The organism is Stutzerimonas stutzeri (assembly GCF_019090095.1).
Classification (GTDB): Bacteria; Pseudomonadota; Gammaproteobacteria; order Pseudomonadales; family Pseudomonadaceae; genus Stutzerimonas; species Stutzerimonas stutzeri_AN.
The window spans coordinates 910,896-936,740 of record NZ_JAGQFP010000002.1 but is presented as its reverse complement, the minus strand read 5'-3'; the positions used below and the strand labels follow the sequence as shown (position 1 = coordinate 936,740).

General features: G+C 64.8%; 22 protein-coding genes and 1 pseudogene. 17 read left to right on the top strand and 6 right to left on the bottom strand.

The genetic code is table 11. From position 1 onward, the window contains the following. Positions 1 to 21 precede the first annotated feature (21 nt). The gene (locus KVO92_RS13855) at positions 22 to 1,374 is read right to left on the bottom strand and encodes a PLP-dependent aminotransferase family protein (RefSeq protein ID WP_217476204.1); all 1,353 of its coding nucleotides are present in this window, start codon (positions 1,372 to 1,374) and stop codon (positions 22 to 24) included. An 80-nt stretch (positions 1,375 to 1,454) separates the two neighbouring features. On the opposite strand from KVO92_RS13855, the gene KVO92_RS13850 reads away from it, so the two are divergent. Further along, entirely contained in the window at positions 1,455 to 2,438 is a 984-nt protein-coding gene (locus KVO92_RS13850; protein ID WP_217476203.1) for a threonine dehydratase, read from the top strand. On the opposite strand, the gene KVO92_RS13845 is transcribed toward KVO92_RS13850, so the two are convergent. Both KVO92_RS13845 and KVO92_RS13840 read right to left on the bottom strand, forming a co-directional pair. Next, positions 2,430 to 4,079: an acyl-CoA dehydrogenase family protein gene (locus KVO92_RS13845; protein ID WP_217476202.1), complete on the bottom strand. Its 1,650-nt coding sequence runs from the start codon at positions 4,077 to 4,079 to the stop codon at positions 2,430 to 2,432. The two genes, KVO92_RS13850 and KVO92_RS13845, sit on opposite strands and share 9 nt — an antisense overlap. Positions 4,080 to 4,333: 254 nt before the next feature. Beyond that, positions 4,334 to 6,265: pseudogene (locus KVO92_RS13840) on the bottom strand (sensor histidine kinase); the annotation flags it as partial. A 248-nt stretch (positions 6,266 to 6,513) separates the two neighbouring features. On the opposite strand from KVO92_RS13840, the gene KVO92_RS13835 reads away from it, so the two are divergent. The 10 genes from KVO92_RS13835 to lnt all read left to right on the top strand — a co-directional run bounded on the left by KVO92_RS13835 (position 6,514) and on the right by lnt (position 16,206). Continuing rightward, complete coding sequence (locus KVO92_RS13835) at positions 6,514 to 7,308, top strand: hydroxymethylpyrimidine/phosphomethylpyrimidine kinase (protein ID WP_217476200.1); 795 nt, start codon at positions 6,514 to 6,516, stop codon at positions 7,306 to 7,308. 14 nt (positions 7,309 to 7,322) lie between these two features. Then, positions 7,323 to 7,961, top strand: coding sequence for a thiamine phosphate synthase (gene thiE / locus KVO92_RS13830; protein ID WP_217476199.1), 639 nt, complete (start codon positions 7,323 to 7,325; stop codon positions 7,959 to 7,961). Positions 7,962 to 8,030: 69 nt separating this feature from the next. After that, the gene (hemL, locus tag KVO92_RS13825; RefSeq protein WP_217476198.1) at positions 8,031 to 9,320 is read left to right on the top strand and encodes a glutamate-1-semialdehyde 2,1-aminomutase; all 1,290 of its coding nucleotides are present in this window, start codon (positions 8,031 to 8,033) and stop codon (positions 9,318 to 9,320) included. After that, complete coding sequence (locus KVO92_RS13820; protein ID WP_217476197.1) at positions 9,320 to 9,949, top strand: hypothetical protein; 630 nt, start codon at positions 9,320 to 9,322, stop codon at positions 9,947 to 9,949. Before hemL ends, KVO92_RS13820 begins: the two co-directional genes overlap by 1 nt. Positions 9,950 to 10,069: 120 nt before the next feature. Beyond that, positions 10,070 to 10,612, top strand: a complete 543-nt coding sequence (locus KVO92_RS13815; protein WP_217476196.1) for a tetratricopeptide repeat protein — start codon at positions 10,070 to 10,072, stop codon at positions 10,610 to 10,612. A gap of 164 nt (positions 10,613 to 10,776) precedes the next feature. Continuing rightward, complete coding sequence (miaB, locus tag KVO92_RS13810; protein ID WP_217476195.1) at positions 10,777 to 12,117, top strand: tRNA (N6-isopentenyl adenosine(37)-C2)-methylthiotransferase MiaB; 1,341 nt, start codon at positions 10,777 to 10,779, stop codon at positions 12,115 to 12,117. Between the two features lie 142 nt (positions 12,118 to 12,259). Continuing rightward, positions 12,260 to 13,267: a PhoH family protein gene (locus KVO92_RS13805; protein ID WP_217476194.1), complete on the top strand. Its 1,008-nt coding sequence runs from the start codon at positions 12,260 to 12,262 to the stop codon at positions 13,265 to 13,267. Then, complete coding sequence (gene ybeY / locus KVO92_RS13800) at positions 13,260 to 13,712, top strand: rRNA maturation RNase YbeY (RefSeq protein ID WP_217476193.1); 453 nt, start codon at positions 13,260 to 13,262, stop codon at positions 13,710 to 13,712. The genes KVO92_RS13805 and ybeY overlap by 8 nt, the downstream gene beginning before the upstream one ends. A gap of 38 nt (positions 13,713 to 13,750) precedes the next feature. Next, a complete protein-coding gene (locus KVO92_RS13795; RefSeq protein ID WP_217476192.1) occupies positions 13,751 to 14,599 on the top strand; it encodes an HlyC/CorC family transporter in 849 nt (282 codons plus the stop codon). A 95-nt stretch (positions 14,600 to 14,694) separates the two neighbouring features. Then, positions 14,695 to 16,206 carry an apolipoprotein N-acyltransferase gene (lnt, locus tag KVO92_RS13790; protein ID WP_217476191.1) on the top strand — a complete coding sequence of 504 codons (1,512 nt, stop codon included), beginning with the start codon at positions 14,695 to 14,697 and terminating at the stop codon, positions 16,204 to 16,206. 20 nt (positions 16,207 to 16,226) lie between these two features. On the opposite strand, the gene KVO92_RS13785 is transcribed toward lnt, so the two are convergent. Together KVO92_RS13785 and KVO92_RS13780 are read right to left on the bottom strand one after the other, a co-directional pair. Next, positions 16,227 to 16,997, bottom strand: a complete 771-nt coding sequence (locus KVO92_RS13785) for a YdcF family protein (RefSeq protein WP_217476190.1) — start codon at positions 16,995 to 16,997, stop codon at positions 16,227 to 16,229. A 72-nt stretch (positions 16,998 to 17,069) separates the two neighbouring features. Then, entirely contained in the window at positions 17,070 to 17,522 is a 453-nt protein-coding gene (locus KVO92_RS13780; protein WP_217476189.1) for a hypothetical protein, read from the bottom strand. A gap of 257 nt (positions 17,523 to 17,779) precedes the next feature. Between KVO92_RS13780 and leuS the strand changes: the two genes are divergently transcribed. The 6 genes from leuS (at position 17,780) to lipA (ending at position 25,079) form a co-directional block, all read left to right on the top strand. Next, complete coding sequence (gene leuS, locus KVO92_RS13775; protein WP_217476188.1) at positions 17,780 to 20,386, top strand: leucine--tRNA ligase; 2,607 nt, start codon at positions 17,780 to 17,782, stop codon at positions 20,384 to 20,386. Between the two features lie 44 nt (positions 20,387 to 20,430). Continuing rightward, positions 20,431 to 21,039 carry an LPS assembly lipoprotein LptE gene (lptE, locus tag KVO92_RS13770; protein WP_217476187.1) on the top strand — a complete coding sequence of 203 codons (609 nt, stop codon included), beginning with the start codon at positions 20,431 to 20,433 and terminating at the stop codon, positions 21,037 to 21,039. Positions 21,040 to 21,082: 43 nt separating this feature from the next. Next, positions 21,083 to 22,111 (top strand): DNA polymerase III subunit delta, encoded by a 1,029-nt coding sequence (holA, locus tag KVO92_RS13765; protein ID WP_217476186.1) that lies wholly within the window; start codon positions 21,083 to 21,085, stop codon positions 22,109 to 22,111. Between the two features lie 160 nt (positions 22,112 to 22,271). Continuing rightward, entirely contained in the window at positions 22,272 to 22,430 is a 159-nt protein-coding gene (arfA, locus tag KVO92_RS13760) for an alternative ribosome rescue factor ArfA (RefSeq protein ID WP_217476185.1), read from the top strand. 60 nt (positions 22,431 to 22,490) lie between these two features. Then, positions 22,491 to 23,792, top strand: a complete 1,302-nt coding sequence (locus KVO92_RS13755) for a lytic murein transglycosylase (protein WP_217476184.1) — start codon at positions 22,491 to 22,493, stop codon at positions 23,790 to 23,792. A 234-nt stretch (positions 23,793 to 24,026) separates the two neighbouring features. Next, the gene (lipA, locus tag KVO92_RS13750; protein ID WP_217476183.1) at positions 24,027 to 25,079 is read left to right on the top strand and encodes a lipoyl synthase; all 1,053 of its coding nucleotides are present in this window, start codon (positions 24,027 to 24,029) and stop codon (positions 25,077 to 25,079) included. A gap of 95 nt (positions 25,080 to 25,174) precedes the next feature. Here the strand turns inward: lipA and lipB are convergent, their stop codons facing one another. Continuing rightward, positions 25,175 to 25,834 (bottom strand): lipoyl(octanoyl) transferase LipB, encoded by a 660-nt coding sequence (gene lipB, locus KVO92_RS13745; RefSeq protein ID WP_217476182.1) that lies wholly within the window; start codon positions 25,832 to 25,834, stop codon positions 25,175 to 25,177. Positions 25,835 to 25,845 lie beyond the last annotated feature (11 nt).

Genomic DNA, 25,845 nt, shown 5'->3' with positions numbered 1-25,845 from the left:
GGTAGCACCGGATTGCGGCGGTCATCGATCCGATGCGTCCAGCCGCCGCGCCAGCGCCTCAAGCCGCGCTTTCAACAGCGCCAGGCTGGGCGCCGCGGTCAGGCTCAGCCGCAGCGCGTTGGGCGCGCCGTGGCCCACCGCGAAGACCTCCGCCGTTGCCGCTTCGATCCCGGCGTTCCGGCACAGCGCAGGCAGATCCTGATCCTTCGCCCGTTCGAGCCACAGATGCGGCGCGGCGTTTGCCGAGGCGCCGGACAAAACAGTCCCAAGCAGTTTCTGCGCCAGGCGCCAGCGGCGGGTCATCTGCTCACGCTGCCAGGCCAGTCGCCGTGCCGCGGTGCCGTCTTCCAACCACTGGCAACCGAGTCGCAGACAAAGCGAGGACAAGGCCCAGCTGGTCGCCTGCCGTTCCGGGTCGATACGCGCCAGCCACGCGTCCGGGCCGGCGATGAACCCCAGCCGCAAACCGGGTGCGACCGTCTTCGACAGGCTGCTGATCAACAAGGTGCGATCGGGCAGCGCCGCGGCCAGCGGCGGCTCGTCGCCCAGCGCGCCGTAGATGTCGTCCTCGATGATCAGCAAGCCGCGCCGGCGCGCCACGGCGGCTATGGCTTCGCGGCGTTGCGCATCCATGCTGACGGCGGTCGGGTTCTGCATGCAGGGTGTCAGCACGGCCACGCGCGCCGAGGTGGCCCGGGCCTGTCGGTCAAGGTCCTCCGGCAGAATGCCGAAGGCGTCCATCGCCACGCCGTGCAATGGCAGGCGCAACTGGCGCCCGGCGGCCTTGATGCCTGGCGAGGTCAGGGCTTCGACCAGCACCGGTTCACCGGGCTCGCACAAGCCAATCAGCGCCGCGAACACCCCCTGCTGCGCCCCGGCACAAAGCATGACTTGCTGCGGCGGAACCTCAAGCGCTCTTCCGCGCAGCCAGCTGCTGACCGCCAGCTGGCCACGTTGCAGGCTGCGTGCGGAGGGATAGCCCTGCAGACTCGCCAGCTCACCCGTCGCGCACAAGGCCGTCATGCTGCGCTGCAGGTCGTCATCGTCTGGGTCGAGCACCGGTAGGTTGGTCGACAGGTCGACCAACTCCGGGTGCGCCTCCGGTGTTTTCAGCCGGAACAGGCTGGCCTCGCGGCTGCTGGCCAGCACATAGGTGCCGCGCCCGACCTCGCCGCCCACCAGATGCCGACGCGCGGCCTCGCGGTAGGCCTGCATCGCCGTGCTGGGATTGAGGCCCAGCGCCCAGGCCAAGCGCCGCTGCGGTGGCAACCGGTCGCCCGGTTTCAGCTCGCCACGGGCAATGGCCCCGGCAATGGCGTCGACCAGCGCCAGGTAGCGCGGATGATCATCCGAATCGAGATTGGGTAACCACATTGTTTGCCATGCAATATAAAGATTTACCCATACAATGCCTGCCACCTAGGATCGTCGTCAAACCCGCAAAGGAGCGTTCGATGTTCGATCTACCCCAACTGCGCCAGGCAGCCGAACTGGTTCACCGAAGCGTACCGCCAACCCCGCAATACACCTGGCCGTTGCTCGCCGAGCGGCTGGGCTGTGAACTATGGGTCAAGCACGAGAACCACACGCCAGCGGGCGCTTTCAAGGTGCGGGGCGGCCTGCTCTACGTAGAGGAGTTGCTCAAGCGCGAGCCGTACCTGCCGGGCCTCATCACCGCGACCCGCGGCAATCACGGCATCAGCCTGGCCATGGCCGCACGCAAGGCAGGCCTGCCATTGCAGATCCTGGTGCCTGAGGGCAACTCAACGGAAAAGAACGCCGCCATGCGCGCCTGTGGTGCCGAGGTCGTCGAATACGGTCGCGACTTCGATACCGCCCGGCAACGGGCCGCGGAACTGGCCGAGGCCAACGGCTGGCATTTCGTCCCGTCCCTGCACCCGGACCTGATCCGAGGCGTCGCCACCTACGCGCTGGAACTGCTCGAAGCGGCGCCGAAGCTGCGCCGGGTCTACGTGCCCATCGGCCTCGGCTCGGGTATCTGCGGGATGATCCGAACCCGCGATCTGCTAGGCCTGGACACGGAGATCATCGGCGTGGTGTCCAGCGCAGCCGATGCCTACGCCCAAAGTGTCGAGCAGGGCCGCATCGTCACCACCGAAACGGCCAACACCTTCGCTGATGGCATGGCCTGCCGGATCCCGGCGCCCGAAGCGCTGGAAATCATTCGCCAGGGTGCGGCGCGCATCGTACGCGTCGATGACGGCGAGATTCGCCAGGCCATCCGCGCCCTGCACGAAGACACCCACAACCTCGCCGAAGGCGCCGGTGCGGCCGCACTGGCCGCAGCCATGCAGGAACGCGACGCCAACCTGGGCGAGCGCATTGCGGTGGTGCTCAGCGGGGGGAATATCGATCGAGGGGTGTTGGCAGCCGTCCTCGCCGAGCGCCACGACGCACCATCAGCGGCGCTAGTCTAGAAACGGTGCGCTGCGCGCCAGCAGCGCACTGATGTCGAGCCCGCGCGGCAAGGTGCCGAATGCATGGCCGCAGCCCTCCAGACGGCTGGTGATGAATGCATCGGAGACGGCATCGTTGCCCGCCTCGAGCAGCAGCTTGGCCTGAAGCGCAACGGCGATGTCCTCGGTCAGTTGACGGGCTAGGTACTGGATATCGTCCTTATCGGCGAACGCTGTTTGCAGGCGATTGATGTGATGCTTCAAGCGAGCATCGCCATGGCCGTCGCCCAGCTCGGTGAACAATACCTCGATCACGCCGGGCTCCTTCGACAGCGCGCGCAGCACATCCAGGCACTGCACATTGCCCGAGCCTTCCCAGATGGAGTTGACCGGCGCCTCGCGATACAGCCGCGGCATGATGGTTTCTTCGACGTAGCCGGCACCGCCCAGGCATTCGCTGGCCTCGGCGATCATTTCCGGGGCGCGTTTGCAGATCCAGTATTTGCCAATGGCCGTTACCAGGCGGGCGAACTTCTCTTCCGCCTCGTCGAACGGATGATCGAGCGCGCGGCCCATGCGCAGGGTCAGCGCCAGGGCCGCCTCGCTTTCCAGCGACAGGTCGGCCAGCACGTTCTGCATCAATGGCTGCTCGGCCAGGACGCGGCCGCTGACCTGGCGATGAGCGCAATGGTGCATGGCCTGGGTCAGCGCCTGGCGCATCAGCGAACTGGAGCCGATCATGCAGTCGAAGCGGGTCGAGGACACCATCTCGATGATGGTCGGCACGCCGCGCCCTTCTTCACCGATCATCCAGGCCAGCGCGCCGCGGAACTCCACTTCGCTGGAGGCGTTGGCCCAGTTGCCCAGCTTGTTCTTCAACCGCTGGATGTAGAACTGGTTACGGCTGCCGTCGGGACGGTGGCGCGGCAACAGGAAACAGCTCACGCCCTTGTCGGTCTGCGCCAGGGTCAGGAAGGCGTCGCACATGGGCGCGGAGCAGAACCATTTGTGCCCGACCAGTTCGTACACCTGCCCCGGACCGCTGGCCTCGACGGCATAGGCGCGCGTGGTGTTGGCGCGTACGTCGGTACCGCCCTGTTTTTCGGTCATCGCCATGCCGATGGTGACCCCGGTCTTCTGCTCCATCGGCACATTGCGCGGGTCGTACTCGAGGCTGAGGATCTTCGGCAGCCAGCGCTCACTGACGCCAGGCTGCAGACGCAAGGCCGGCACGCTGGCGTAGGTCATGGTCAGCGGGCAGCTGCTGCCGGCCTCAGCCTGGTTGTGCAGGTACATCAATGCCGCGCGCGCCACCTGCGAGCCTGGCTGCGGATCGGTCCAGGGCAACGACGGAATGCCATGAGCGATCGCGGTGCGCATCAGCTCGTGGTAAGCGGGATGAAACTCCACCAGATCGATGCGATGGCCGTAGCGGTCATGGCTTTTGAACACCGGCTTGTTTTCGTTGGCAAGAAAACCCGCCACCATCAGCGGCCCGCCAGCCAGTTGGCCATAGGCATCGAGCCGCGATTCCGCCCACCCGCCCTTGTTACGCCGTACCCAGTCCTGCAGGGGCAGATCGAGACGGTACAGGTTGGCGCCTTCCAGCGGCGGGACCTGGTTGAGCACCTCATGGGTTTCGGCGAATTGGTGCAGGTTCATGGGGACCTCCTGGGCAGGCAGAAGCGGTGATCGACCAGTCAGACCGCACCGTGAGAGTCGAGCATTGGCTACCTCGCCGTCCGGACGTACTGGGCCGTTGCGCGTCGCCGCTGGCGGCGACCCACAAGAAGCAGTGAAGCACGCATGGAAGCACTGAAAAAGCGCGGTTTCGGCCAAAACCTGCGCTCCGGGATCGCCGCTTGCCCCCGAAGAACCCGCGCAGACGCTCGGGATCGGGCGAGCTAGAGGCGGCGCAGTGGTACGCGCACCTTGAAGCAGCTGCCGCGCCCCGGTTCGGATTGGTATGAGATCTCGCCGTCGAGCAGCTCGACGAGTTGGCGGCACAAGGACAGACCGATGCCGAGTCCGCCGTACCGGCGCGTCATGCTGCCATCCAGTTGGCGGAAATAGTGGTAGAGCGAGTCATCGACCGGTGCTTCGAAGCCGATGCCGGTATCGATCACCATCGCTTCCAGGATAAACAGGTCGTCCGCCCCGTCTTCACCACTGAACGCCAGCCGTACATGTCCCTGCTTCGTGAACTTGATGGCGTTGTCCAAGAGATACCCCAGGCTTTGCCTCAACCGGGTGGCATCGCCCTCGAACCGGTTTGGCACGTGAGGCGCGATGTCCAGTTCCAGGCCCAACCCGCTCAGCGCCGCTCGCGCCCGATAGGTGGCGAACAGTTCGTCGACCAAGGTGCGCAACTCGAACGGCTGCCGGCGCATTTGCAGCCTGCCGGCTTGCAGCTCGGTCAACGCGAGAATGTCATTGACCAGCCGCATCATCTCGCGCGCCGAGCCGGTCGCGATCCTCTGGTATTGCTCCAGCTCGCCCTTGAGCTCCAGCGTCTGCATCAGCTCGAGGCTACCGAGGATGCCATGCATGGGCGTGCGCAGTTCATGGGTGACGTTGGCCAGAAACTGATCCTTGAGGCGGTTGCTTTCGGCCAGTTCGCGGTTCATCCGCTCGAGTTCACGACCGGTTTCCTGCAGCATCTTGGCGCGCTCTTCGCGCATGGCATTGATGCGGTCGGCCAGCGCCAGCGACAGCAGTGCGACCTCGACGGCGGAGCCGATCTGGCCGGCGTACATGGTGAAGAAGGTATGCGGCAGATAGCCAAGCACCATGAGGGTGTTGATCAGCCCACCGACAAGGAACGCCGTCCAGGCCGTCATGAAATAGCGAGCCACCCGCATCCCGCGGTACCAGGCGAGGCTGCCGGCTGCAAAGACCACCAGAATGAACAGCAGCGCCAGCAAGGTGGCCAGGCGTAGCGACAACGCGTAGCTGGACGTGAACGCCATCGCCATGGTGATCACACCCATGGCCATGATCCCCATCAGGGTGCGGTCGACCCAGGGGCTGTGCTCTCGCGTGTGCAGGAAACTGCGCGCGAACTGGCTACCGAAGAGCCCCGCCGCGCCGATCAGAAAGGGCGTCGAAACGTTGGCCCACCACGGCGAATTGGGCCACAGGTACTGCACGCCCAAACCATTGACCGACACCTGGTAGAGGCCGAACGAGGCGATGTAGAGGATGTAGTAGAGGTAGCTGCGATCACGCACGCTGAGGTAGATGAACAGGTTGTAGACCAGCATCACCAGCAGCACGCCGTAGATGATCGCCAGTATGTAAGTGTGCGCCGACTGCTCTTCTAAATAGGCCGATGGCGCCCACAACGTCAGGGGCGCCTGGATCGACCCTTCGCTCTCCAAGCGGATATAGATGCGCTGCGTTTGCTCGGGCTGCAGCTGCAGTTCGAACAGATGGTTGCGTTGCCGGATCTGGCGCAGGCCGAACGGCAGGGCATCTCCGCTCTGCTGGGCAAGCTGATAGCGACCCTGCTGGTCGGGCAGGTAGAGGTCCAGCCGATCCAGCGGCGGATAGGCCAGTTCGAGCCACCAGCGGCTGCGGTGCGCGGATTGGCTCGGACGCAGCCGCAGATCCACCCGCAGCCAGAAGGCTGAACGTGAATAACCGGCATTGAGCACATCGCTCTGGTGCTCGACGAAGTGTCCGGCCGCATCGAGTGCGAGCACGTCGGCGACGGTGGCAGTCCGAGCCGGGTCTTCCAGCACCGCCATGACCCGACCCAACGGTAGCTGCCGGGTGCTCGGGTCGAATTCAACAGCGCTGGCCAGCATCGGAAACAGGCCGAGCATGAAGATCAAAAAGTGGTGCATGGCGTATGAGACCTGCCGACCCGCGTCAGAAAAAACAAAATTCTTGAGCGTTTGCGACCCGAAAAATGGTGGCACTTTAGCATGTCGACGCGCGCATACACCTCAGGTTATGCAACGTCACGATGAATGGATATGGCAATTCGCCTGCCGAGCTGGCCAGGACGAATGGTGATAAGCTCGCACGCCTGAAATCTGGCTGTGCCTAGCCCCGGCCACTCCATCATGCCATGCATTCGGGGAATTCGTTGATGACTGGCCCTTGCTCTCGCCCTGTTGTTCTCTGTCTTTCCGGCCACGACCCCAGCGGCGGTGCTGGCCTGCAAGCCGACATCGAAGCGCTGATCGCCCAAGGCTGCCATGCCGCACCGACCGTTACGGCGCTGACGGTGCAGGATACCGTCGACGTGAGCGATTTCCGTGTGCTCGATCGCAACTGGGTGCTGGCCCAGGCCAACGCCGTGATCGCCGACCTGCCCATCGCCGCCGTCAAGCTGGGCATGCTCGGCTCGGTGGAGATGGTTGAAACGGTGCTGGACATCATGCAGAAGCTACCGGGCGTCCCGCTGGTCTGCGATCCAGTGCTACGCGCCGGCGGTGGCGGTGCCCTGGGCAAGGACGAAGTCGGTTACGCCATGCGCGAGCGGCTGTTCCCGGTGTCCACCATCGCCACGCCTAACCTGCCGGAAGCGCGGATTCTTGCCGAACTGCCGAATGGCAGCGCAGACGAATGCGCGGAGAAGCTGCTGCCCTTCATCCGTTATCTGCTGATTACCGGCGGGCATGGCGACGAAACGGAGGTTCATAACCGCCTCTATTGCCGCGACGGCAGCCGCTACGACTTCAGCTGTCAGCGCCTGCCCGGCAGCTATCACGGCTCCGGCTGCACGCTGGCCAGCACGCTGGCTGGCCGGCTGGCCCTCGGCGAGGAGCTGGCCAGCGCGGTGAAGACCGCGCTCGACTATACCTGGCGCACCCTGCGTGATGCCGAGGCGCCGGGACGTGGCCAGTACATTCCACGCCGGCTACCGCTGGACCTGGCCTGACCGGAGCGTTGCCGATGAGAGATGCCAAGCTGCGCGGACTCTACGCCATCACCGACAGCACGTTGCTGGCCGATGGCCGCCTGCTGCCCTACGCCGAGGCGGCATTGGCCGGTGGCGCGCGCCTGCTGCAATACCGCGACAAATCCGACGACGACAGGCGCCGCCTGCGTGAAGCTGAAGCACTGCTAGGGCTCTGCGAGCGCTACGGGGCCCAGCTGATCATCAATGACGACGCCGAGCTGGCGGCTCGTCTGGGCGCAGGCCTGCACCTGGGGCAGGAAGACGGCTCGCTGTCGGCCGCTCGCGCCTTGCTCGGCCCTCGCGCCATCATCGGCGCGACCTGCCATGCGCGCCTGGACCTGGCGGAACAGGCGGTCGCACAGGGCGCCAGCTACATCGCGTTTGGCCGCTTCTTCGATTCCAATACCAAACCCGGCGCGCCAGCCGCCACCCCGGCAATGCTCGAGCAGGCACGCCAACGCTTCAGCCTGCCGATCGTGGTGATCGGCGGCGTGACCCTGGCCAACGCGCCAGACCTGATCGCCCGAGGCGCCAGCCTGGTGGCGGTGGTCCACGCCCTGTTCGCGGCCGAATCAGCGCACGAGGTCGAACGCCGTGCGCGCGCCTTCACCGAACTCTTCGCCAGCCCCTGATCGCGGTCATGGCAAGACCGGCCAGTGGCGTCCAACCTTTTTTCTGAAATTTCCAATCGAGAGGCCCGCATGTCCCGTTCCGAAACCCTCTTCGCCAGCGCCCAGACCCACATCCCCGGCGGTGTGAACTCCCCCGTCCGCGCCTTCCGCAGCGTTGGCGGCACCCCACTGTTTCTCAAGCACGCCGAAGGCGCCTACGTCACCGACGAAGACGACAAGCGCTACGTCGACTACGTCGGCTCCTGGGGTCCGATGATTCTCGGCCACAGCCATCCCGAGGTGCTCGAGGCGGTCCGCCGCCAGCTCCAGCATGGCCTGTCCTACGGCGCTCCGACCGCCATGGAAACCGAGATGGCAGAACTGGTCTGCAGCCTGGTGCCATCGATGGAAATGATGCGCATGGTCAGCTCCGGTACCGAAGCCACCATGAGCGCCATTCGCCTGGCCCGCGGCTACACCGGCCGTGACAGCATCATCAAGTTCGAAGGCTGCTACCACGGGCACTCCGACAGCCTGCTGGTCAAAGCGGGTTCCGGCGCGCTGACCCAAGGCGTGCCGAGTTCGGCCGGCGTCCCCGCCGCCTTTGCCAAGCACACGCTGACCCTGCCGTTCAACGACCTGGCCGCTGTCGAGCAGATGCTCAGCGAAGTCGGCGATGAAGTTGCGTGCATCATCGTCGAGCCCGTCGCCGGTAACATGAACTGCGTGCCGCCAGCGCCGGGATACCTGCAAGGCCTGCGTGCACTGTGCGACAAGCATGGCGTGGTGCTGATATTCGACGAGGTGATGACCGGATTCCGCGTCGCGCTCGGCGGCGCCCAGGCCTACTACGGCGTGACGCCGGACCTGACCACCTTCGGCAAGATCATCGGCGGCGGCATGCCGGTTGGCTGCTTCGGCGGCAAGCGCGCCATCATGGAGCGCATCGCCCCACTGGGCCCGGTCTATCAGGCGGGCACGCTGTCGGGCAACCCGTTGGCCATGGCCGCTGGCCTGACCACGCTGCGCTTGATCAACCGCCCGGGCTTCCACGACGAACTCAGCGCCTACACCACACGCATGCTCGACGGGCTCAAGGCTCGCGCCAAGGCCGCCGGCATCCCGTTCGTCACGACCCAGGTCGGCGGCATGTTCGGTCTGTATTTCAGCGAGGCGAACGATATCGTCACCTTCGATGACGTCATGGCCAGCGATGCCGAGCGCTTCAAGCGCTTCTTCCACCTGATGCTCGAAGGCGGCGTGTATCTGGCGCCCAGTGCGTTCGAAGCTGGCTTCACCTCCATCGTACACGGCGACAAGGAACTGCAGCTGACCCTCGACGCCGCCGAGCGGGCATTCGCCCAGCTGCAGGCAGGCTGATGCCCGAGCTGCTGCAAGCCGCACTCCTGACGGCAGCCGCGCTGGCTAGTGCCGTCTGGATCGGCATGGCGCGGCGCGGTTATGGCGAACCGGACCAGCCGGCCCTGTTCTGCGCCCTGCTCGCGTTCAGTCTGGCGGCCGGCACGGGCGCCTGTGCCGTGGCTAGGCTGTCACTCGGCCTCGATACCCTCGAAGCCGGGCGCTGGTTGCGGCAGGCAACGCTGCTGCTAGGGCTACCATTGGTCGGCGTGGTGGCGCTGACCCTGAGCCGGAAATGGGTCTGGAGTCGGCCGACCTGGGGCCGAGTCGTCATTGGGCTTTGCGCCTTTTTCGAGCTGGCTCGCCAGCTCGGCTGGAGCGCACCCTACGCACTGACCCTTGGTCTTCTCAGCTCGGCGCTGGTGATCTATGCAGGCCTGCTGCAATGGCCGGCACGTCTGCAAGCCAGCGCTGGCGCGGCTGGCGGCGCATTGTTGTTGGCGTTGCAGCCGTGGAGTGGGCTGCCGATCGGGCCCAATCCGCTTGGCGCTTACGCAAATCTTTGGCTCGCACTGGCCTGTCCGGTCATCGCCTGGCTGCTGCTCAACTTGCCGGGCAATCTTCGCGAAGCTGCACGCGAGCCCGCATAATTGCCGAGCCCACGCCATCAAAGCCTTTGTAAGCAGGCGGCGGCTTATCCATAATGTGAACGTCGGCTCGTTCTTGCCGGACTTTCAGTCACCGCCCTGCTCTTCGAGGCGCTTAGATCCATGACTCGCACCGGCCGCAGCCTCGCCCTAGGCTGCCTGCTGCTTCTCACGCCCCTGCTGGCCAGCGCAGGCGGCAACTCGCTGCTGATTCCGGCCACGTCCCGCTGCGCACTCAACACCGTCCCGGAAGCGATGCGCGAAGCCCTGCGCGCGTGCGAACAGGCCGCCAGCGAAGGCGATCTGCAAGCCGCCTATGAACTGGGCGAGTACTATTACGACGGCCGCCGCGCACCGCGAGAGCTGAGCAAGGCACTGCACTGGTTCGAACAGGCGTCGCTACAGGGACATGCCCTGGCTCAACATCGGCTCGGCGTGATGTTCTTCCGCGGCGAAGGCGTGCCGGCGAACAACGTCCAGGCCTACGTGGTATTGAAGATGGCGGCGGTCAATGGAGAGGAAGACGCGCTGGACACAGCCGACCGCGTCTCGGCACAGATGCGCCGCGACGAACTGGAGATCGCCACCCAGGTGCTCGGTCAGATCTTTCGCGACTACTTGATGGACTTGCAGACCGCCGACGGTAACGAGCCGTTCCGACCGTAGCGACGCGCAGGGCTACCGTTCCTGCGCACTGCGCTCATGCAGGCTCCCAGCGCACCCGCGCCGCTCCCGAAACTGACGACTTGCGCGCCGAGATCAGTACTTTTAACGGCCACCTGCTGGCCGTATAATCGCCGGTCATTTTTTGCACAACGCCGGCCCGTAACATGACCCGCAAGCTCTATATCGAAACCCATGGCTGCCAGATGAACGAGTACGACAGCTCGCGCATGGTGGACCTGCTGGGCGAGCAACAGCCTCTCGAGATCACCTCCAACCCGGCAGAAGCCGACGTGATCCTGCTCAATACCTGCTCGATCCGTGAAAAAGCCCAGGAGAAGGTCTTTTCGCAACTGGGTCGCTGGCGTGAATTGAAGCAGGACAACCCACAGCTGGTCATTGGCGTCGGCGGCTGCGTGGCGAGCCAGGAAGGTGCGGCGATCCGCGATCGTGCGCCCTATGTCGACGTGGTGTTCGGCCCGCAAACCCTGCATCGGCTGCCCGAAATGATCGACGCGGCACGCACCACGAAACAGCCGCAGGTCGATATTTCCTTTCCCGAGATCGAGAAGTTCGACCGCCTACCCGAGCCACGCGTCGACGGCCCCACCGCCTTCGTTTCGGTCATGGAAGGCTGCAGCAAATACTGCACCTTCTGCGTCGTGCCCTACACCCGGGGCGAAGAAGTCAGCCGGCCGTTCGACGACGTCCTCGCCGAGGTCGTTCACCTGGCTGAAAACGGCGTCCGCGAGGTCACCCTGCTCGGGCAGAACGTCAACGGCTATCGCGGCGCCACCCATGATGGGCGTACGGCCGACCTGGCCGAGCTGATCCGCGTGGTCGCCGCCGTCGATGGCATCGACCGCATCCGCTACACCACCAGCCACCCACTGGAGTTCTCCGACGCGTTGATCCAGGCCCACGCCGAAGTGCCGGAACTGGTGAAATACCTTCATCTGCCGGTGCAGGCAGGCTCCGATCGCATCCTCGCGGCGATGAAGCGCAACCATACGGCCCTGGAATACAAGTCGCGCATCCGCAAGCTCAAGGCGGCGGTGCCGGACATCCTGATCAGTTCGGACTTCATCGTCGGCTTCCCGGGAGAAACCGACAAAGACTTCGAGCAGACCATGAAGCTGATCGAGGACGTCGGTTTCGACTTTTCCTACTCCTTCGTCTACAGCGCACGCCCTGGCACGCCGGCGGCGGATCTGGTCGACGAGACCCCCGAGGAAGTGAAGAAGCAGCGCCTGGCGATCCTGCAGCAGCGCATCAACCAACAGGGCTTCGAAAACAGCCGACGGATGGCGGGCACCACGCAGCGCATCCTCGTCACCGACTACTCTAAGAAAGACCCAGGCATGCTGCAGGGCCGCACCGAGCACAACCGGATCGTCAATTTCCGCTGCGACAATCCCCGGCTGATCGGCCAGTTCGTCGACGTGCATATCGACGATGCCCTGCCACACTCATTGCGTGGTTCGCTGCTCGACCAAGCGGCGAGCTGAGCGGACGGCGCCGCGGCCGATCGTCATTGAGTTAGCGGCCGCGCGCTTGCCACGGATGCTAAGGCCGGCGCGCCGCTGCTTTTTTCGCCGCACGGCGCTATTCTCATCGAACCTTATTGCAGAGCAGGTCAATCAAAATCCCTTGAACGCCCCCATAGAACCTCATCGTTTCACCCTGGAACCCTTTGAAGCCCACCGCTTCGCCAACCTGTGCGGTCAATTCGACGAGCATCTGCGCCTGATCGAACAACGCCTGGAACTGGAAATCCGTAACCGTGGCAACCAGTTCGAACTGGTCGGTCCGAGCGACGTGACCAAGGCCGCCGAACACCTCCTTCGCCGCCTGTATCGCGAGACCAAGAGCACCGAACTGTCGCCGGACATGGTCCACCTGTTCCTGCAGGAGTCCGCCATGGAGGAGCTGAATAACGCGTCCACCACGCCCAACGTCTCGCTGCGCACGCGCAAGGGCAATATCCGCCCGCGCGGGGCCAATCAACAGCGTTATGTGCAGTCGATCCTCGACAACGACATCAACTTCGGCATCGGCCCGGCCGGCACCGGCAAGACTTACCTGGCCGTCGCGTGCGCCGTCGATGCGCTGGAGCGCGAACAGGTGCGTCGCATTCTGCTGGTACGCCCCGCCGTAGAGGCGGGCGAGAAGCTGGGCTTTCTGCCCGGCGACCTGGCGCAGAAGATCGACCCTTATTTGCGCCCACTCTATGACGCCCTTTACGAGATGCTCGGCTTCGAGCACGTGGCGCGCCTGATCGAAAAACAGGTGATCGAAATCGCGCCGCTGGCCTACATGCGCGGCCGCACGCTGAACAACAGCTTCATCATCCTCGACGAAAGCCAGAACACCACGCTGGAACAGATGAAGATGTTCCTCACCCGCATCGGTTTTGGCTCGACGGCGGTGATTACCGGTGACATCACTCAGGTCGACCTGCCTCGCGGCACCAAGAGCGGCCTGGCGCATGTCATCGAGGTGCTCAAGGACGTCAACGGCATCAGCTTCACCCATTTCAAGCCCAAGGACGTGGTGCGTCATCCCCTGGTACAGCGCATCGTCGAGGCTTACGAGGCCTTCGAAGATCGTCAGCCCCAGGCGGGCAAACGCAGCCCTGCGGACCGTCGCGATGATTGAGCTCGACGTTCAATGCGCCAGCAATGGCGCGGTGCCTAGCGAAACGGATCTGCACCGCTGGTGCGAGCTGGCGTTGCGCCAGCGGACCGCTGACTCCGAGCTGACCATCCGCCTGGTGGACGAAGCCGAAGGTCGCGAGCTCAATCGCACCTGGCGCCAGAAGGACTACGCCACCAACGTGCTGTCCTTTCCCGCCGACGTACCCGATGACTTGCTGGACATTCCACTGTTGGGCGACCTGGTGATCTGCGTACCGGTGGTCGAGCGTGAGGCGGCCGAACAAGGCAAGCCGGTGCACGCACACTGGGCGCACCTGGTCATTCATGGTTGCCTGCACCTGCTCGGCTACGATCACATCGATGACGAGGAAGCCGAAGAAATGGAAGGCCTCGAGCGTCAACTGCTGGCAGAGCTGGGTCACGCCGACCCCTATGCCACCGAATAGCCCGGACGGGCAACTGCAAGGACCATTGAGTCAAAGACATGAGCGAAGACCGATCGAGCAACGGGCAGAAGTCCTGGTTTGGGAAAATCACCCAGGCTTTTGCCCAGGAGCCGAAAACCCGCGAGGAGCTGCTGGACGTCCTGCGCGGCGCCCATCAGAACAAGCTGCTGGATAACGAAGCCCTGGCGATCGTCGAGGGAGCCATACAGGTCGCCGACCTGCAGGTACGTGACATCATGGTGCCGCGCTCGCAAGTGATGAGCATCCGCGCCGACCAGTCCCCGAAAGAATTCCTGCCCGCAATCATCTCCGCGGCCCATTCACGCTACCCGGTCGTCGGCGACAGCCTCGACGAGGTGATCGGCGTATTGCTGGCCAAGGACCTGCTCCCCCTGATCCTGCAGGACGAGCAGCAGGCATTCGATATCAAGGACCTGCTGCGGCCGGCCACCTTCGTGCCCGAGTCCAAGCGCCTTAACGTGCTGCTGCGCGAATTCCGCGCGAACCACAGCCACATGGCGATCGTCATCGATGAATACGGCGGCGTGGCGGGCCTGGTCACCATCGAAGACGTGCTGGAGCAGATCGTTGGCGATATCGAGGACGAGCATGACATCGAGGAAGACAGCTATATCCGCCCCCTGCCCAGCGGCGATTTCCTGGTCAAGGCGCTGACCCCGATCGACAGCTTCAACGAGTTCTTCGGCAGCGAATTTCCCGACGAAGAGTTCGACACGGTGGCCGGGCTGGTCATGAGCACGTTCGGGCACCTGCCCAAGCGCAACGAGGTCACCGAAATCGACGGTTTCCGCGTCCGCGTGCTGAATGCCGACAGCCGTCGCGTCCACATGCTGCGCCTGACCCGTACGCGAACGGAAAACAGCTAGGCGCCCTGCCAGCCCACCGAAACCTTCGGTAGACTCGTCCGCTCCGCCTCCTCGCCGCCGGTCATCGATCGGCGGCGGCATTTCAAGGAAACCCCATGCGCTGGATCACCCGCTCGGGCTGGCCGGGCAACCTGCTGGCGCTCGCCGCTGGCGCCCTGACCACGCTATCGCTGGCCCCCTTCGACATCTGGCCCCTGGCCCTGGTATCGGCCGGACTGCTCTATCTGGGCTTGCGTGAGTTGGCACCGAAACAGGCAGCCGGACGCGGCTGGTGCTACGGCTTCGGCCTGTTCGCCTCGGGTGTCAGTTGGGTCTACGTCAGTATTCACGATTTCGGTAGCGCCCCCCCTCCGCTGGCGGGCGCGCTGACGCTGGGTTTCGTCGCCGGCCTGGCATTGTTCTTCGCGCTGTTCGGCTGGCTTTGGTCACGCTGGCTGCGCCCAGCCGGCGCGCCGCTGCTCGCTGCGCTGGTGTTCGCCGCCCTGTGGCTTGCGCTCGACGCGCTGCGCGGCTGGATCCTGACCGGATTCCCCTGGCTCTACGCAGGTTACAGCCAACTTGACGGTCCACTGGCTGGATTGGCGCCGCTGGGCGGCGTCTGGCTCATGACGTTCGCGATCGTGCTGAGTGCGGCGCTGCTCGTGGAGCTGCCTCGCCTGCTGGCCCAGAAAGGCGCGTTGATTGGGGCACTGCTGCTCCTGGTGGCGCTATGGGGCGGCGCCCTGGGGGTCGGCCAGCACGCCTGGACGACCGCCAAGGCCAAGCCGCTCACCGTCGCGGCCATGCAAGGGAACGTGGAACAGAGCATCAAGTGGGATCCGAAGAAGCTCGAGATGCAACTGCTGCTCTACCGTGACATGACGTTCCGCAGCCGCCCCGCCGACCTCATCGTCTGGCCGGAGACCGCCGTGCCTATCCTCAAGGAGCACGCCGAGGGCTATCTGACGATGATGGGCCGCTTCGCCCAGGATCGGCAGTCGGCCATGATCACCGGCGTACCGGTGCGCCAGCCGAACGCCGACGGCGAGTTGCGCTACTACAACGGCCTGACGACCACCGGCGATGCGCAAGGCACCTACCTGAAACAAAAGCTGGTGCCCTTCGGCGAGTACGTACCCCTGCAGGATCTGCTGCGCGGGCTGATCGCGTTCTTCGACCTGCCGATGTCCGACTTCGCCCGGGGGACGCCGGAGCAGCCGCTGTTGCAGGCGAAGGGGTATCGGATCGCACCGTTCATTTGCTACGAGGTCGTCTATCCCGAGTTCGCCGCCAGCCTTGCCGCGCAGAGCGACATCCTGCTCACCGTCAGCAACGATGCCTGGTTCGGCCACTCCATCGGCCCGCTGCAGCACCTGCAAATGGCACAGACGCGCGCACTGGAGGCCGGACGCTGGATGATCCGAGCGACCAACAATGGCGTCACCGTGCTGATCGACCCGCAAGGGCGCATCACCGAGCAGGTACCGGCGTTCGAAGAGCAGGTGCTATACGGCAAGGTCACACCGATGCAAGGGCTGACGCCTTACCTGCGCTGGCGCTCGTGGCCGCTGATCGCTGTCTGCGTGGTGCTCCTCGGCTGGGGCGTATTCCGCCGCCGCTCGGCCTGAGCCTCGCTGCCGCCGACTGTTCAGTCGGCGGCACCATAAAGCAACGGATAGATCAGCATGCCCAACGCCTCGTTGAGCAGCAGTCCGTTCTGCCAGACCGCCTTGGCTTCTGGCAGCCAGCCGCCGAAGGGCCGCCCGTTGGGCACCCCGACGAAGCCCATCGGCGCGACGATCACTTGCAAACCGTTCTGCTCGAAACACCAGCGCGAGCGCGGCATATGCGAGGCCGAGGTCACCAGCACGATCCGCTGGATGCCGGCATCCTTGAGCATGCTGGCGCTGTAGAGCGCGTTTTCCCAGGTCGTGCGGCTGCGCTCCTCGAGCCAGCGCGTCGGCGTCGAGAAGTCATGCTGCAGCGCCTCTGCCGCCAGCTGCGCCTCACTGGGCGGCTGGCCATAGTGCAGGCCGCCACTGGCCAGGATCGGCAGGCCCGAGGCCTTGGCCAGCCGCGCAGCGAAACGCAGCCGCTCGAGCGCCAGGTAGCTGGGCTGATCGGCGCCCCAGCCGGGGTCGGCCTGCTCGCGCCCCGCCCCGAGCACCACGATTGCCTCTGCACGCTGCGCGAGGTCCGCCCACTCGGCGCGATCGAGTGGCGCCTCGCGCTCCAGCGCCCGCCCGGCCCACTCCACGGTTATTGGCAGGCTCATCAGCCACAGCCCGCCGAACCCCAGGACGAAGCATAGCGCGGCCAGCCGCGGCGCCCGGCGCCGTAGCCACCAGGCGATGAGCAGCAGCAAAAGCAGGCCGCCCGGTGGCAGGAGCAACTGTTTGAAGAAATAGCGAATCGGCATGTGCAGCTCCGGCAGGTCGGTCGCTGCAACTTTACCTGTCGGCGTGCCCGCTTGTCGGCAGCACCGACGCCGTCAGTGCTTTGGGTAGGTATGCAACCTCTGCCTCGCGCGCAGCAGCTGAGAGCCACAGGCGGAGCAGGCGACCGGTCCCGCGCCGTCGGGCCAGTTCACGCTGGCGCCACAAAGCGCGCAGTTCATGGCCTGCTGGACCTGCGGCGGCGTCTGTTTGCTTCGTTTACCTGGATGATGGCGCAACACATTGCGCAACCCCGGGCGCGTCGCCTGTCGCACCAGCTGCGCCTGCTCCTCGGCCGCCGCGTGCCAGCCCGACAGCCACTGCGAATCCTGCTGCAGATAGGCACGGATCAGATCGAACTCCGCCGGCGTCAGCCCGCCGACTTCCAGTTCGGTCGTCGTCCCGGCCCCCTCGCTCGCGGTTCGCTCCGCTTCTTCCAGGGCTACTGTCAACCGTTGCAGCACGCGACCGTACAGATTGCTCTCGTCTGCCTGGCGCTCTCTACCCATGATTCACCTCCTCGGTCGTCCCGCCCCCAGCTACAAGCGTAGCTCACGCAGGAACGACGACGAGGCCCGCGACCAGCGGGGGCGCGCACGCCGGCAAATCAGGTTTCCCTCGGTCACGGGGGGTCATGTATGCTACGGCGCTTCCATGCTCTCGCATTCAGCCCGTTGCGCCGCCGATTTCGCCAGGCTTTGACCCGGCCGTTCAGCAGCCCGTCGCCGCTTCGCGAGCAGCCAGCCACTATTCAACGCCAGTAGCCATGCACGAACAGTATCAGCCCCGCGAAATCGAAGCCGCCGCGCAATCCCACTGGGATGCGCAGAAATCCTTTGTAGTGAGCGAGCAGCCCGGCAAGGACACGTTCTATTGCCTGTCGATGTTCCCCTACCCCAGCGGCAAGCTGCACATGGGCCACGTGCGCAACTACACCATCGGTGACGTGATCGCACGCTACCAGCGCATGCAGGGCAAGAACGTGCTGCAGCCCATGGGCTGGGACGCGTTCGGCATGCCAGCGGAAAACGCGGCGATGAAGAACAAGGTCGCGCCGGCCAAGTGGACCTACGAAAACATCGACTACATGCGCAGCCAGCTCAAAAGCCTGGGCCTGGCGGTCGACTGGACGCGCGAAGTCACCACCTGCAAGCCCGACTACTACCGCTGGGAACAGTGGCTGTTCACCCGCCTGTACGAGAAGGGTGTGATCTATCGCAAGAACGGCACCGTCAACTGGGATCCGGTCGACCAGACCGTGCTCGCCAACGAGCAGGTCATCGACGGTCGCGGTTGGCGTTCCGGCGCGCTGATCGAGAAGCGCGAGATCCCGATGTACTACTTCAAGATCACCGCCTACGCGGATGAGCTGCTGGAGAGCCTGGACGAGCTGGACGGCTGGCCGGAGCAGGTCAAGACCATGCAGCGCAACTGGATCGGCAAGTCGCGCGGCATGGAGATCAGCTTTCCCTACGACGTCGCCAGCATTGGCAGCGAAGGCGTGATGAAGGTCTTCACCACCCGCCCCGACACGCTGATGGGCGCGACCTACGTCGCCGTTGCAGCCGAGCACCCGCTGGCGACCCTCGCGGCGCAGAACGATCCCACGCTGCAGGCCTTCATCGATGAATGCAAACGCGGCGGCGTGGCCGAGGCCGATATCGCCACCCAGGAGAAAAAGGGCCTGGCCACGTCACTGCGTGTGCAGCATCCGCTGACGGGCGAGCTGCTGCCGGTGTGGGTCGCCAACTACGTGCTGATGAATTACGGCGAAGGCGCGGTGATGGCCGTGCCGGCCCACGACGAGCGCGATTTTGCCTTTGCCAGCAAGTACGACCTGCCGATCAAGCCGGTGGTCCGCACCAGCGCAGGTGACCAGACGCCGGCGCCCTGGCAGGACGCCTACGGTGAGCACGGCGAGCTGATCAATTCCGGCATCTTCGACGGCCTCGACTTCGACGGCGCCTTCGATGCCATCGAAGTGGCCCTGCAGAAGAAGGGCCTCGGCCAGGCCCGCACCCAGTTCCGCCTGCGCGACTGGGGCATCAGCCGCCAGCGCTACTGGGGCTGCCCGATCCCGATCATCCATTGCGACGCCTGCGGCGATGTACCGGTGCCGGAAGACCAGCTGCCAGTTGTCCTGCCCGAAGATGTCGTCCCGGACGGCGCCGGCTCGCCGCTGGCGCGCATGCCCGAGTTCTATGAATGCAGCTGCCCCAAGTGCGGCGCCCCGGCCAAACGCGAAACCGACACCATGGACACCTTCGTCGAGTCGTCCTGGTATTTCGCCCGTTACGCCAGCCCGAACTATGACCAGGGCATGGTCGACCCTGCGGCTGCCAACCACTGGCTGCCGGTGGATCAGTACATCGGCGGCATCGAGCACGCCATCCTGCACCTGCTCTACGCGCGCTTCTTCCACAAGCTGATGCGCGACGAGGGCCTGGTCAGTTCCAACGAGCCGTTCAAGAATCTGCTGACCCAGGGCATGGTCGTCGCCGAAACCTACTACCGCACCCTGGAAAACGGCGGCAAGGACTGGTTCAACCCGGCCGACGTGGTCGTCGAGCGCGACGCCAAGGCCAAGGTCATCGGCGCGAAACTCGCCAGCGACGATCTGCCGGTCGAAATCGGCGGCACCGAGAAGATGTCCAAGTCGAAGAACAACGGCGTGGACCCGCAGGCCATGATCGACGCGTATGGCGCCGACACCTGCCGCCTGTTCATGATGTTCGCCTCACCGCCGGACATGAGCCTGGAGTGGTCCGATTCCGGCGTCGAGGGCGCGAACCGCTTCCTGCGCCGCGTCTGGCGTCTGGCCCACGCACATGTCGGTCGCGGTCCGGCAGGTCCGCTGGACACCGCCAACCTGAGCGATGAACAGAAAGCCGTACGCCGTGCGACGCATCTGGCCATCAAGCAGGCCAGCGTCGACGTCGGCCAGCACCACAAATTCAACACCGCCATCGCCCAGGTGATGACGCTGATGAACGTGCTGGAAAAGGCGGCGACCGAAAGTGAGCAGGACCGCGCGCTGCTGCAGGAAGGGCTGGAAACCGTCGCCCTGTTGCTGGCGCCGATTGCGCCGCACATCTGCCACGAGCTCTGGCAGCAGCTGGGCAACAGCGGCGCGATCATCGATGCGCGCTGGCCGACCGTCGACGAATCCGCGCTGGTGCAGGACAGCCTGACGCTGGTGGTTCAGGTCAATGGCAAGCTGCGCGGGCAAATCGAAGTGCCGGCCAGTGCCAGCCGGGAAGACATCGAAGCCAGCGCGCGCGCCAACGAGAACGTGGTGCGCTTCACCGAAGGGCTGACGATCCGCAAGGTCATCGTGGTGCCGGGGAAACTGGTCAATATCGTCGCTAACTGATTCGCCTCGGCGCACTGCGCCTGGACTGGCAAGGGGATAACAAGATGATCAAACGCAATCTCGTGGTGGCCGGTCTGGCGCTGCTGTTGAGCGCCTGCGGTTTTCAGCTGCGTGGGACGGGCGAAACCAGTTTCGCCCTCGAGGAAATCAACCTGCAGGCACGCAACAGCTACGGCGACACGGCCAAGGACTTCGAAGAGTTGCTCAAGGACAACGGCGTACGCGTCTATCCTGGCGCTCGCTATACCCTGGACCTGGTCCGCGAACAGAACCGTCAGCGCACCGCCAGCTATACGACGTCGGCGCGTACGGCCGAATACGAATTGTCCAGCGTGCTCGACTACCAGTTCCGCGGGCCGGAGAACACCGTGCTGCTGGAAGACAGCGTCGAGGTGCGCAAGGTCTATGTGCATGACAGCAGCAACCTCATCGGCTCCGACCAGGAAGCTACCCAGCTTCGCCAGGAAATGCGCCGTGAGCTCCTGCAACAGCTGAGCCTGCGCATCCGCGGCATCACCCCGGCCCAGCTCGATCAACTTCAGCAGACCGCCGAAGCCCGCAAGCGCGCCGAAGCCGAGGCGATCGAGGCACAGATGCGCGAACAGAGCCAACGGCCGCTGCAATCGCCTGTCGAACTGCCGATCCCGCAATGAAACGCTAGCTAGCCACCCACCGGTGGCTAGCGCTCCCAGACCTATGAAACTGCCTCCCGCCCAGCTTGCCAAGCACCTGCAAGGCCCTCTTGCGCCCGTATACGTGGTGAGCGGCGACGAACACCTGCTCTGCCAAGAGGCCTGCGATGCCATCCGCGGCGCCTGTCGACAGCGGGGCTTCAGCGAACGGCAGGTGCTCAACGTCGAAACCGGCTTCGACTGGGGCCAGCTCATCGAGGCCGGCGCCAGCCTCTCGCTGTTCGCTGAGAAGCGCCTGCTGGAGCTGCGCATCCCCAACGGCAAGCCCGGCGACAAAGGCGCCGCCGCGCTGCTCGACTACATGGCGCGCCCTGCCGAAGACACCGTGTTACTGATCAGCCTGCCCAAGCTCGACGGCAGCACGCAGAAGACCAAGTGGGCCAAGGCCCTGATCGACGGCAAGCCGGTGCAATTCCTGCAGATCTGGCCAGTGGACGCGCAACAGCTACCGCAATGGATTCGCCAACGCCTGTCGCAAGCCGGGCTGGCCGCCGATCAGGAAGCCGTGGAGCTGATCGCGGCGCGTGTGGAGGGCAACCTGCTGGCCGCTGCGCAGGAAATCGAAAAGCTCAAGCTGCTCGCCGAAGGCGGCCAGGTCACCACCGAAACTGTGCAGGCAGCCGTCGCCGACAGCGCCCGCTACGACGTCTTTGGCCTGATCGACGCCGCCTTGCTGGGCCAGCCGGAGCATATCCTGCAAATGCTGACCGGGCTGCGCGGCGAGGGCGTGGAAGCGCCGGTCATACTCTGGGCCGTGGCGCGCGAGGTTCGCCAATTGGCCAACATCGCTCAGCAGTACAGCCAGGGCGTGCCGCTCGACCGAGCCTTCAGCCAGGCCCGCCCGCCGGTCTGGGACAAGCGTAAGCCGTTGGTCAGCAAGGCATTGCAGCGCCACGATGTCGCCGGCTGGCAACGTCTGCTGATGGACGCACAGCGCATTGACGAACAGATCAAGGGACAAGCCGAGGGCGACCCCTGGCTGGGCCTGACCGACCTCTGCCTACAATTGAGCGGACGCCGGATCAAAATCTAGCGAGCCTTCGGGACGATGCCCGCGACCTTGCCGCACGCACGGGACAATGGACTGCCAGCCCACCAGGGCCGATAGCGCGGCCCGCGCCTGGTCTGCTGGACATTTTTTGTACACACCTTATGATGCCCTCGCCTGATCCACGCAATCCGGAGGGACGATCATGAGCAAGCAGCACAAACGGCCGAACAAGGCCAAGCGCCTGGTGGCACAACCGCTATTTCGCAGTCGCCAGGAACAGCCGAAGAAAGGCAAAGGCAGCTACCGCCGCGAAGCCTCCCAGTCCACCAACTGGGAGGCTTCGGTCCTTCTGGCAGCTTGAAAAGCCAAGCCGCGCAAAGCGTGATAATGTCGTCCGTCGATGCCTTGCCGAGAGTGGTGCATGCTTTACACCTTCGTTCCCGTCCTGCTGCTGCGCAGCCTGATTGCCGGTTTAGCACTGAGCATCGTGGTCGCCTGCGCCGCCGAGCCCGCGACCCCGACCACCGCCACGACGGTCACCGCTCCGCCGCCAACCACCCCCGAGTCGATTCCGGGACAGCCATCCGAAGCCGAGCCGACAGCGATAAGCTTCGCTGAATGGCGCGAAACCTTCCGTAGCGAAGCACTGGAAGCCGGGATACCGGCATCGGTATTCGATCGCGCGTTCGCGGGTGTCACACCCGACCCAAGCACTATCGCGGCTGACCGCAGCCAACCCGAATTCACGCGCCCGGTATGGCAATACCTCGAGGGCGCGCTGTCGTCGCAGCGGGTCGAGGGCGGCAAGCGTCTGCTGCGCCAGCACCAACGGACCCTGGACGGCATCGAGGCGCGTTACGGCGTCGATCGAAACACCTTGGTCGCCATCTGGGGGCTGGAAAGCAGCTATGGGCAGATCATGGGCGACAAAGGCGTGATTCGCTCGCTCGCCACCCTCGCACACGAAGGGCGACGTCCCGGGTTCGCCAAGAGCCAGCTGCTGGCGGCGCTGCAGATCCTCGATCACGGTGATGTCACCGCTGATCAGTTGCGTGGCTCCTGGGCCGGCGCCATGGGCCAGACCCAGTTCATTCCCACCACCTACAACACCCACGCCGTGGATTTCGACGGCGATGGACGGCGAGATATCTGGAACAGTTCGGCCGACGCACTGGCTTCCGCTGCTCATTACCTGCAGGCGTCGGGCTGGAAAGCCGGGCAACCCTGGGGTTTCGAAGTCAGTCTGCCGGACGGTTTCGACTATGCACTGGCTGACAGCAGCATTCGCAAGCCGCTGTCCGAATGGCGCCGGCTAGGTCTGCGTGGGCTGCCCACCGCCTCGGACGAGGCAAGCGCCAGCCTGTTGCTGCCTGCCGGATACCGCGGCCCCGCCTTCCTGGTTCTCGACAATTTCAGAGCCATCCTGCGCTACAACAACTCGTCATCGTATGCGCTGGCGATCGGCCTGCTATCCGAGCGTTTCGATGGTGCCGGCAGGATCCGTGCGAGCTGGCCGCAGGGCGAGCAGCCCCTGAGCCGCTCCGAACGCCTTGAACTGCAAGAGCGTCTGTCGAACCAGGGCTTCGATCCTGGCGTTGCGGACGGCATCATCGGCGCCAACACGCGCAACGCCATCCGCAGCTTCCAGCAGCGACTGGGCTGGCCTGCCGATGGCCATCCGACGCAGGAATTGCTCGGCCGACTGCGCGCAGAGCCACAGTGAAGCAAGCCGCGCCGTTACCCTATCCGGCACCAGTCGCCGATTGCTCATTCGGCTCGCGCTAGCCGTTGGCTTAGCGACGCCGGGCTAACCTCCTGAGCACCGGGTCTGCCACCTGGACGGCCGACACCCGGCTGCACGGTTCGCTGAACGGACTGTGCAGTCAGGCCTGTGATAAACTGCCCGGCGGTCAAAAACCGCCTCGTCCCGGAGCCTCTAGCGGAGCCCAGAAAGCCGATGTCCGATATCTCCCAGCCCAAAACCGTTGCCAGCGGTGAAAAATTCCGCACTACCCAGGGCATTACCGCGATCAAGGACGGGCAGAAGCGCCGGGCCTCGAGCGAACCCCAGGTGTTTGAACCCAAGCCCAAGTGGCTGCGGGTCAAGGCGCCCAGCGGCAGCCGCTTCGAAGCGGTCAAGCGCAACGTCGGCGAGCATCGCCTGAGCACCGTTTGCCAGGAGTCGCACTGCCCGAACATGGGTGAATGCTGGTCCAATGGCACCGCCACCATCATGCTGATGGGCTCGGTATGCACCCGCGCCTGCCGCTTCTGTGCGGTGGACACCGGTAATCCCAATGGCTGGCTGGATCTGGAAGAGCCGCAGAACACCGCCAAGTCGGTGGAGCTGATGGCGCTGCGCTACATCGTGCTGACCTCGGTGGATCGCGACGACCTGGACGATGGCGGTGCCAGCCATTACGCCGCCTGCGTTCGGGCCATCAAGGAAAACACCCCGCAGGTAGTGGTCGAGGCGCTCACGCCGGACTTCGACGGCGATCACCAGGCGATCGAACGCGTGGTGGACTCAGGCCTCGAGGTGTTCGCGCAGAACGTCGAGACGGTCAAACGTCTTACCCGGGAAGTACGCGATCCCCGTGCTGGCTATGAGAAGACCCTCAAGGTGCTCGAGCACGCGAAGAAGCACCGCCCGGAAGTGCTCACCAAGACCAGCCTGATGCTTGGCCTGGGCGAGACCGACGAAGAAATCCTGCAGACCATGGATGACCTGCGCGCCATCGGCGTGGACATCCTCACCCTCGGCCAGTATCTGCAGCCGACCCGCAACCATCTGCCGGTCAAGCGTTGGGTCAGCCCGGAAGAGTTCAACCGGTTGCGCGACATCGGTTTGGAAAAGGGCTTCATGGAGGTCGCCGCCGGCCCGCTGGTGCGCTCCAGCTACCGAGCCGACCGGGTATTCGAAAAGAACAATTTGGGTCTGGCCGCGCCGGTACCGGTTCCGGGCCAGCCGTTCGACAGCAGCCTGATCCCGACCCTCAACCTGAACTGACCGGTCGACTAGCGCCTGCCCCGGACCTCAGGGCAGGCGCATGAACCGCCGCACCGCCCGACACCCACACACATGCTCGCCACGCGCGCCGAGGCCTAGCAGCCTGCTATTGGCCCCATCAGCGTTTGCTGCTGCGCATAGCCGAGGTGTTTGACCAGCTGCTCGCGCAGGCGGGCACAGACCTCGGAAAAGACTACTGGCCCTGCGACCAGATCGGTCAATTGGGTCATGGGCATGCCGGCGTAGCCGCACGGATTGATCCGCCCGAACGGTTCCAGGTCCATGTCTACATTGAGCGCCAGACCGTGAAACGAGCGCCCGTTTCGGATGCGCAGACCGAGCGATGCGATCTTCGCGCCCCCGACATATACACCCGGCGCGTCGGGCTTGGAGACCGCCGATACGTCGTAGCTCGCCAGCAGATCGATGAGACTCTGCTCGATGCGGCTGACCAGGTCGCGGACCCCGATGCCTAGCCGCCTGACATCCAGCAGCAGGTAGCACACCAGCTGTCCCGGGCCGTGGTAGGTCACCTGCCCGCCCCGATCAACCTGAACCACCGGTATTTCCCCGGGAAGAAGCAGATGCTCGGGCTTGCCGGCCTGCCCCTGGGTGAACACCGGCGGGTGCTGCAAGAGCCAGATCTCGTCGCCGGTGGCCGGTCCGCGCTCATTGGTGAAACGCTGCATCGCCTGCCAGGTGGGTTGGTAGTCCAGCAAGCCGAACTCACGCACCCCGAGAACAGAGGCGGTCATCGCGGCGTGCC